General features: G+C 55.1%; 1 rRNA gene. It reads right to left on the bottom strand.

Annotated elements, in window-relative coordinates:
- Positions 1-472 precede the first annotated feature (472 nt).
- Positions 473-580, bottom strand: a 5S ribosomal RNA gene (gene rrf / locus KKP04_RS15270).
- Positions 581-622 lie beyond the last annotated feature (42 nt).

Here is a 622-nt window from a genome sequence, read left to right as displayed (position 1 = left end):
GCTCAGTGATAGGACTACGACCAGGATTAGACATAAGACGATCCCTCAAGGAACCGTCACACTCGCAGCCGTTCGAGCAAAATGGAAGGTGAGGTCAGAACACCGCTTACATTAGAGTTGAAACGATCCTTGCTCATCGGCGGGAAACATGCCTTCGCCCGCCAAGCCTGTGAAGATGCGGTCGGAGCACCGCTATCCTTGCATCGGTAGATCCGACATTTTCAGTCCAGGAGCTCACACGCATATAGAGCATTCCGAAACGAATGCGGCTCAAATTTGTACTCGACGAGCGTGTGCCACAGTGAGGTAAACCAGCAGCGTCCCTGCATTGTTTGCTTACGGTTCGAGGGGGGAGGCGGGGGTGCTGGTCGCTCTCGGCTCGGTATGGTTGGGGTATTGGACACAAAAAAGCCCCGCTTTTGGGGCGGGGCTTTTTTTGTATTTGAGGGGATTTATGTGACATCCTTGGTATGCCTGGCGACGACCTACTCTCCCACAGTGTAGTACCATCGGCGCAGGAACGTTTCACGGTCGAGTTCGAGATGGGATCGAGTGGGGGCGTTCCGCTATAACCACCAGGCAAACGAAGGATGTCGGGACCGGCCGGGTTTTGAGGCCTGGC

The sequence above is a fragment of the Rhodomicrobium sp. Az07 genome (assembly GCF_018619475.1).
Lineage (GTDB): Bacteria > Pseudomonadota > Alphaproteobacteria > Rhizobiales > Rhodomicrobiaceae > Rhodomicrobium.
Note: the sequence above shows the minus strand (reverse complement) of the source record. Positions and strands in the feature narration are given on the sequence as shown.